The sequence below is a fragment of the Nostoc sp. DedQUE12b genome, from assembly GCF_034530835.1.
Lineage (GTDB): Bacteria > Cyanobacteriota > Cyanobacteriia > Cyanobacteriales > Nostocaceae > Nostoc.
The window spans coordinates 15,516-23,598 of sequence record NZ_JAVRCI010000097.1 but is presented as its reverse complement, the minus strand read 5'-3'; the positions used below and the strand labels follow the sequence as shown (position 1 = coordinate 23,598).

Here is an 8,083-nt window from a genome sequence, read left to right as displayed (position 1 = left end):
CACTCAGCACTCAGCACTCAGCACTCAGCACTTCGCTATACCAACTAGTAAGGCTTCTTGCTTGAGTTTCGCCCCGAAGTTTTTGATTAATAAATCTTGCAATATTGGCTGTAAGTCTTCGCAGGGTATGCCTTTGATAACACAAGTTCCTAAATGGGCATCTTTGCCAACTTTGCCACCCATATAGATGTCAACACCTTCCAAGGTTTTGCCATTTTTGCGAGTTTTAGTTCCCATCAAGCCGATGTCTGCAACTTGGGGTTGTCCGCAGGAGTTGGGGCAACCTGTCCAGTGAATTCGCACTGGGTTGGTGAAGGTTAACTCTTCTTCTAAGACTTTAATCATTGCCAGGGCACGGTTTTTGGTTTCGATGAGGGCAAAGTTGCAAAATTGTGCGCCTGTGCAAGATACTAGCGATCGCGCCAGCAAACCTGGATCGATAGAAAATCTTTCCAGCAAAGGCTCTGTTAAAAATGTTGCTAAACGTGAGTCAGCAATATTGGGTATAACAATATTTTGCTCAACCGTGAAACGGATTTCGCCAGTGCCGTAAACTTCTGCTAGACGAGCGATTTCAAACATATCTTCGGCATACAACCGACCGACAGGAATGTTCAAGCCTGCGTAATTTAATCCTGCTTGTTTTTGTTTATATACCCCGATGTGGTCGCGTTTTTCCCAGTCGAGCTCGTCTTTAGGTGCTGCGGGTAATAATGATTTACCCAAACGGCTTTCTACTTCTGCTCGAAACTTATCTAAACCCCATTCATCGATTAGCCACATCAAGCGCGATTTTTGCCGATTAGCACGTGGCCCATGATCGCGAAATACTTCCAAAACCGCTCTACATACAGCTACTACATCTTCAGGAAGTACCCAAGCATTCAGAGGAATCGCCGCCTCACAACGTTTAGCTGAGAAAAAGCCACCAACTAAAACGTTAAACCCGAAAATGAGTGTTGAGTCTTGAGTGCTGTTAGCGGTAGCGGGGCGTTCAGCCCGTTCTGAGTGGGAAAAAGACTCAGCACTCAGCACTCGGCACTCAGCACTATTTTTAAATGCTGGCACAAAAGCCAAATCGTTAATTTCAGCATGAACCGAATTGTCTCGTCCACCTGCGATCGCAATATTAAACTTCCGTGGTAAGTTGCTAAATTCTGGGTTTCCTTCTCCTTTATTGGTAAGCATATCTTGAATTTGCTGTACTAACTCTCGCGTGTCGTACAACTCATCTGCATCTAACCCCGCCACGGGATCGCCTGTGATATTGCGAATGTTATCCATCCCTGACTGAACGCTGGTTAAACCAACTGCGTGAAATCTATTAAAGATATCTGGTAAATCTTCAATTCTGATCCCCCGTAATTGGATATTCTGTCTCGTTGTAATATCAGCGCAACCATCATCACCGTAACGCTGCACTACTTGGGCTAAAACACGCATCTGACTGCTGGTAAGAATACCGTTAGGCATCCGCAACCGCATCATAAACTTGCCTGGGGTAACTGGGCGAAAAAACACACCTACCCATTTGAGTCGATGATCGCGATCTGTTTCGTTCATTGCCTCCCAACCCAAGGCGGCAAATTTCTCTATCTCACTCTTGATAGCGAGTCCATCTTTTTCTGCTTTTAATTTCTCGAACTTATTAAGGCTAGTGGTAGTTGCTGTGTCTGTCATGAGGCTGAATCTCTTTGCAAATTACTGATATGATCGGGAACTGTGGTCGTAATTTCTCAATACGAATCGATCCGTAGTTACATTAGGTGTTGTATCTACGAGGGTTAGGGAATAAAAACTTAATATTTAACTACGGCTGATTATTTTTACTCAAGAACCTTCCTACGCGAAACTCCAAATCCGTGGTTAGCTAAGGAAAATTTGTGGCTATTTACATCTTGGGAATTTGTCAAGCAGGTTTGGATAATGTTCATGTAACAATTTCGATACTCATAACTTAAGATGATTTTTTTGTTAAAATCGTATAAATTGTTACGTTTTTTGGGAAAATCTCCAAAAAATGCATGAATTTTATGCATTTTTTACATTAAAGTCACCAATGAACGATATAGAACGCTTAATCAACGGTATTTGAGATGACTGAAGCAATTTTGGATCGCCATAGATTAATCTCATATCTAAAATCCAAAATTGAATGGCAGATGTTAGCTAAAACTTAGATATTATTTCAGCACCTATGAAACGTCGTGACTTTATTAATTGGGTAGGTTTGGGTTGGATTGCGGCTTCTCTACCTGTAGCGATCGCAGCTTGTTCTTCTCAAACAACTCCGGTATCTAAAGATTGGCAAACAGTAGGTACATCGGCAGAATTAGATAAAACAGGTCAATTACTGGTGAAAGACTCACCTGCTGGGACTGTATTGGTAGTTGGCACATCTAAAGCCGGAATAACTGCTGTTGACCCTACCTGTACTCACGCAGGTTGCACAGTAGCATGGAAAGCTGATGCGAAAAAATTCGCTTGTCCCTGTCATGGTTCAGAATATGGAGCCGATGGTAAAGTGCAAAAAGGCCCAGCGACAGATCCACTGAAAACTTACGCTGCCAAGATTGAGGGTAATTCGGTTGTAGTCAAGCCAAGCTAATGGAAGCAGGAGACAAAATAGTTCTTCTTTTCCGTTAGTGATACCGAGGCATTAAGCCAGTTCCCAGTCCTGAGTAAAGAAGTGAGATTCCCCACTCAGCACTCAGCACTCATAACTCAGCACTCATAACTCAGCACTCATAACTCAGCACTGAGCACTCATAACTCAGCACTCTTAAGGGGCAGAAGATGATAATTAAAGCAAAATATTGTGAGTAACATCAAACAGCTATTGGTACAAGCCGAGGCAGCACATAATGCCGCTGATTTGTCATCACTAATTCAATATTTGCAACAGTTAATTTTAGGTGCAGACTCGGAAGATCCAGAGATAGTTAAAAATAGAGAATATCTTCTGAAATTAACACTTTCAATCTTAGAGATGGGGGATTTTCAGCAACGCTGGGAAATTACCAAAGTGTTGATTCACTTTGGTGATATTGCTATACCACCACTGATTGAAATATTAAAAGATGAAGATGCAGAAGAAGAATTGCGCTGGTATGCAGCAAGGACTTTGGGCGAATTTAAACACCCAGAAGCGTACGCTGAAAACGTTGGCGAAGTCATCGCATCAATAGTTGAATTGTTGAAAAATGATGAGGATGAAGAACTCAAAGCGATTGCAGCTACAGCACTGGAACAAATGGGTACTGTTGGGATTACTTCACTAACTGAACTTCTATTAGATGAAAATACACGATTGTTAGCAGTGCGATCGCTTTGTTGTATTCGGCAACCAGAAACCATTACGCCGCTGTTGAGTGTAGTGCAAGATCCACAAGCAGCAATCCGCGCCGCCGCAATTGAAGCCCTCAGCAGTTTTCATGACGAACGCGTACCACCAGTATTGTTAAAAGCTTTGGACGATCCCGCCGCCACAGTGAGGCGTGCAGCAGTACTTGGTTTAGGTTTTCGCCCCGATTTACATCAAGCATTAGATTTAATAACGAGACTGCAACCCAAACTTTACGACTTTAACCTTGATGTTTGTTGTGTAGCCGCAGTTACCCTTTCTCGGATTGGTAGTGATGACGCTGCCAAACACTTATTTGATTTGTTGATTTCACCCCAGACACCAATAACGCTGCAATTAGAAACCATCCGCGCTTTAAGTTGGGTAGGAACGTTATCGAGTTTGGAATATTTACAAACAGCACTGAACCAAAGTACATCAGAAACAGTGTGGCAAGAAATTGTCACAGTTTTGGGACGAGTCCAAAAACCGCAGTTAACTACACCAGCCGCCGAAATCTTACTGCAAATACTGCGATGCCTTCGGCAAGCTTCGCTAACGCAGCATCCGGCCACAGAGATTCCCAGCATCAAAAGTGCGATTGCCTTGTCTTTAGGACAGTTAGGCGAAATGCAGGCAATTGAACCATTGATTTCGCTGTTAGGCGATTCTAATGCATCGGTGAGACTGCATGCGATCGCAGCACTGAAAAATCTGGGTGGAGAAGCCACACATCAACAATTGCAGCAGTTAGCGAATAATGACGCAATCACACCAGATTTAAAACAAGCAATAGCGATCGCTTTAGCTGAATGGTAAATTTTAGCTATAACTGACAATAAAAGTATTCCTTAAGTCTAAAGTAAGACACACCTGAAGTATGAAGTTATAAGTTCTCTGGCGAAATAAGATTATGAAGTCTTGTTAATAGAGCCTTATACGTTGGCAGCATCTAGCTGCTTATAGTCTCTAGTTCATTTATATCCAAATAACTACAAGCTAATGTCAAAAAAGTAATTATATTTATTGAGGAGCAAATCCTGCTTAAGTGAGCTATCACTTGTACTTAATTAAGTAAGCCAGTGTAAATAATTAAAAGTTTGTAGTAGACCTCTTCTTTTGGTAAAGCAAGTTACGTCTCACGTCTTTTAGGGTTTTATCTAATCGTTTGCAAGCTCTAAAACGTTTCATGCTTTTCACCCTCATAGGCTAAAATGCCAGCCAAATTAATCCCTGCGATATAAATGGTTTTGGTCTTATGGTAGAAGTCAGGCAAAAAACTAGCAGTTATCTTGTGTAGCAGTTACAAAATAATTCACAATAAGTAATTAAAAATCGGGTAGAAATGAATATTAATTTCATGTTTAAAATAAATTGTTATTCATTATCTATCTATTTTGAACAAGCGAACTTAGTCGTAGGTTCATAATGCTAAATTACTAATTACTAATTATGAATTATTTTGCTTGATCTAACTAATGGTGAGTTGTTGTGGGATATTCAAATGCTTTCAAGTTTTCCAAAAGAAGCTAGGCGAAATACTCCTCACCTCTTGTAAAAATTTACCTATTTAGCAGTGGATTGAGTAGACAATATCGGTTTTGAAAATCAATCACTCACAGAAATCTAGAACATAAAGGAACCACAAGTATGAAACCTTTGAATTTATCTAAAACTGTTTTAGCTACTGTCTTTGCCATCAGTTTCGCTTCTGTATCCTTACCTCCTTCAGTTTTTGCCCAGAGTGGAGGTTCTGGCAGTGGTGGCTCCAGTGGTAGCTCTAGCTCAGGTAGTGGAGCTACAGGCAGTGGTACAGGTACTGGAACTACAGGTACTGGTACAGGCAGTGGTCTAGGCACTGGTACAGGCAGTGGAAGTACAGGCAGTGGTCTAGGGACTGGAACTACTGGTAGTGGTACAGGCACTGGTACAGGCAGTGGTCTAGGCACTGGTACAGGCAGTGGAAGTACAGGCAGTGGTCTAGGGACTGGAACTACTGGTAGTGGTACAGGCACTGAAAGTACAGGCAGTGGTTTAGGGACTGGAACTACTGGTAGTGGTACAGGCACTGGAAGTACAGGTAGTGGTCTAGGCACTGGCTCAACGGGCAGTGGAACTACAGGCTCTGATTCCACGGGTACTGGAACAACGGGTACTGGAACTACAGGCTCTGATTCCACAGGTACTGGAACAACGGGCAGTGGAATTACAGGTTCTGGAACAACAGGCTCTGATGCCACAGGTACTGGCACAACGGGCACTGATGCCACAGGTACTAACAGAAATACAGGCGTCGTAACTTCCGAAAGAAATACCGATCGCGGTTTCAATTTGGGTTGGCTAGGTTTGCTTGGCCTAGCTGGTTTAGCAGGTCTGACTCGTAATCGCGAAAAAGTCCGGGCTTATAGCGACCCTAATGAAGTAACAGGTTCTCGCTCCAGATAGTATTAACCACACTAGAACTATTACAAAACTCGGAAAACCGCCAGAGGCTTGAGCCTCTGGCGGTTCAATTATTTTTGCGATAGGTTTCTCTAAAAGTCTTGTCTGAAAATTCATATATTTCAGCAGAAAGTAGTCAATTCTTTTTTGGCGAGATTTTCCGAAAAAATCGGTGCAAGGCGCATAATTGACGATAAAGGCGGTAAAAACTGATTTACTTAAATATCAATTCGAGTCAAAGACCTGTAACAAATTCTACTAAAATGCTTTTAAAAATCCGTTAACTTAATAAAACTGATAAATGTAATTCAGGCTACATAAAAATGCGCCTAGAGCAGTTGCAAGCCTTTCTAGCGATCGCCAAAACCGGCAGCTTTCAACAAGCAGCGCGAACATCTGGTGTTACCCAATCGACAATTAGTCGCCAAATCCAAGCATTAGAAGCAGATTTGGGGATAGAACTGTTTCACAGAAGCACTCATGCCAAACTAACGCTAGGAGGTGAACGTTTGTTACCCCGCGTCCGCAAAATTTGTCAAGAGTGGCAGACTGCTACAGAAGAATTAGCCGATTTAATTGCCGGAAAGCAACCAGAACTTTGCATTGCCGTGATTCACTCCCTATGTGGATCTTACTTACCACCAGTGTTGCAAAAATTTTGTTATGATTATCCAGATGTGCAATTGCGGGTGACTTCATTAGGAAGCGATCGCGCCCTCAAAGTCCTCAAAGATGGATTGGTAGATTTAGCAATTGTGATGAATAATCGCTTTTTAACCACCAGTAAAGAAATGGTGGTAGAAGTACTTTATGATGAACCTATAGAAGTTTTAATCGCAGCTAATCACCCCCTGGCACAATATGAATTCATCCCTTGGTCGGAGCTAATTCGTTATCCCCAAGTGGTTTTTAAAGATGGTTATGGGATGCAACGCTTAATACAAGACAGATTTGAGCGGATGGAAGCTACACTCCAGTCGGCTTTAGAGGTAAATACCCTAGATGCCTTCCGGGGAGTGGTGCGCCAAGGAAAATTGATAGCTTTGCTACCTCAATCAGCATTACTAGAAGCTCGTCTTGACCCTACCCTGGCGATTCGTTCTTTAGCTAGCAATAATACTAATAGTTTGGTAGATGGTTCAAGTTTGACTCGTCGGGTAGTTATGGTGACAACTCAAGACCGTCTGCAAATTCCACCCATCAAACACTTTTGGCAACTAGTGCAAGAAAATATTCCACTACAAATTAACCAGCAGCGATCGCCTTCGTCAACCGCCATTTTGTTGGACAACGTAAGTTAATTAAATCAACGTTAGTCATTAAGTGGCATGGTCAGACAAAAACAAGGGAAATAGTAGCTATGTTGCAATTTGAATGCTGATTAGCTTACCACCAGGAAATTTGGCGGGTGGCACAAATTTTATCAATTGGATATGTATACATGGATATTCGCGTTTACAGACTTTGTAGAAGATGATTTTTTGGGATCTGTCCTTAAAAAATTTATATAACCCTCATTATTTTTATGACTATCAAGCACATGGTAGTTCTGTGCGCTTCCTTTTCCCCTCCATGCGTTAATCACGTCATCGCAAATTTTCTGTGAAATCTTAAAGGTTGGATAATAATTCCATCTTCCTGTCTTCGTCCCATCAGCTGTTCCATCATTCGTTTGTATAAAGGTTTCAATTTTATTGATGAAACTCTGTACTTCTTGTTGATGCTGCTCCTGCTCTTGGGCCTTTTTTTTCTCCTGCTCTTCGGCTTTTGCCTTGGCTTTTTGGTCTTCTGTAGCGGGTGCTTTTACACTAGCAGGTAGTCCACTTCCCCACACTCGCTGCACATTTGCGGTATCTAATACTCCTCCCTTCTGCTGCACAACATGGGTCAACTCATGCGCCAACAACTCCTGTCCGCCCCGACTCCCAGGATTATATTCTCCCTGCCGAAAAAACACATCCTGTCCCGTCGTGAAAGCACGCGCCTGAATTGACCGATTCAACTGGTCAGATTGACCATCCGTGTGAACCTTCACCCCACTGAAATCTGCGCCAAATGCCTGTTCCATTGGTTCGCGGATGTTGTCTGCGATCGCCTGTCCACCCCCCCGTGCTTGGTTAATGGAGGCTTCCAGGTTTGGCGCACCAGCCATCCCAGCCTGACGCTGCACCATCGGCTTCATTTGTAATTCTTCCTCATCCTCTGGCAATGCTTCTCGTTGCAGCGTGCTATTGTCCAGAGATTTCATTTGTAATTCTTCCTCATCCTCTGGCAATGCTTCTCGTTGCAGCGTGCTAT

The 8,083-nt window shown here is 42.6% G+C and carries 6 protein-coding genes; 4 read left to right on the top strand and 2 right to left on the bottom strand.

Annotated features, from left to right (window positions below; genetic code table 11):
* Nucleotides 1-24: 24 nt before the first annotated feature.
* Nucleotides 25-1,680 (bottom strand): ferredoxin--nitrite reductase, encoded by a 1,656-nt coding sequence (locus RMY16_RS29120; protein ID WP_322739283.1) that lies wholly within the window; start codon nucleotides 1,678-1,680, stop codon nucleotides 25-27.
* A 517-nt stretch (nucleotides 1,681-2,197) separates the two neighbouring features.
* On the opposite strand from RMY16_RS29120, the gene RMY16_RS29115 reads away from it, so the two are divergent.
* The 4 genes from RMY16_RS29115 (at nucleotide 2,198) to RMY16_RS29100 (ending at nucleotide 7,086) form a co-directional block, all read left to right on the top strand.
* The gene (locus RMY16_RS29115; protein ID WP_322739282.1) at nucleotides 2,198-2,608 is read left to right on the top strand and encodes a ubiquinol-cytochrome c reductase iron-sulfur subunit; all 411 of its coding nucleotides are present in this window, start codon (nucleotides 2,198-2,200) and stop codon (nucleotides 2,606-2,608) included.
* 207 nt (nucleotides 2,609-2,815) lie between these two features.
* A complete protein-coding gene (locus RMY16_RS29110; RefSeq protein WP_322739286.1) occupies nucleotides 2,816-4,162 on the top strand; it encodes a HEAT repeat domain-containing protein in 1,347 nt (448 codons plus the stop codon).
* A gap of 831 nt (nucleotides 4,163-4,993) precedes the next feature.
* Nucleotides 4,994-5,788: a WGxxGxxG-CTERM domain-containing protein gene (locus RMY16_RS29105; protein ID WP_322739281.1), complete on the top strand. Its 795-nt coding sequence runs from the start codon at nucleotides 4,994-4,996 to the stop codon at nucleotides 5,786-5,788.
* Between the two features lie 320 nt (nucleotides 5,789-6,108).
* Nucleotides 6,109-7,086: a LysR family transcriptional regulator gene (locus tag RMY16_RS29100; RefSeq protein ID WP_322739280.1), complete on the top strand. Its 978-nt coding sequence runs from the start codon at nucleotides 6,109-6,111 to the stop codon at nucleotides 7,084-7,086.
* Nucleotides 7,087-7,208: 122 nt separating this feature from the next.
* Here the strand turns inward: RMY16_RS29100 and RMY16_RS29095 are convergent.
* Nucleotides 7,209-8,083: DUF4157 domain-containing protein (locus RMY16_RS29095; protein WP_322739279.1), on the bottom strand; the 875-nt coding region annotated here is incomplete at its 5' end.